Origin of the sequence: Paraburkholderia sp. SIMBA_027 (assembly GCF_046535315.1) — a bacterium.
GTDB classification, from domain to species: Bacteria; Pseudomonadota; Gammaproteobacteria; order Burkholderiales; family Burkholderiaceae; genus Paraburkholderia; species Paraburkholderia tropica.
On the sequence record NZ_JAWRWY010000240.1, the window covers coordinates 1 to 337 of the forward strand.

General features: G+C 31.8%; 1 protein-coding gene. It reads left to right on the forward strand.

Going from position 1 to position 337, the window contains the following annotated elements; all coding sequences use genetic code 11:
• Window positions 1-237 (forward strand): hypothetical protein (locus SB764_RS38940; RefSeq protein WP_410866603.1); only part of this gene is annotated, 237 nt, incomplete at its 5' end.
• Window positions 238-337 lie beyond the last annotated feature (100 nt).

Consider the following 337-nt stretch of genomic DNA (forward strand, 5'->3'; position numbering starts at 1 on the left):
GTTTATTTATATTTAAGAAGATCAGTCCGCGAACCCAATGGGAATATTAAAAAGGTCCATATCTTTTCCTTTGGTGACATAAAGAAAGCTGAGAAAAAAATGATTGATTGGTATATGAATCCGGAAAAGTTTCCGGAAAAATTGAATGATAACGGATTTGATTTAGAAGATTTAAAAGAATGGATTTTGACGCTACAAACAAAAAAAATATCGACCGGAAAAGATTTTATTTATTAAAAGGCGTATAGTTGCGCCTTTTGTGCGGTTTTCGTTCGGCGGTCTTTCGGTTACATAAAACCCTTAATATGATTTATTTGGTAATTGTAGGATAAAAATA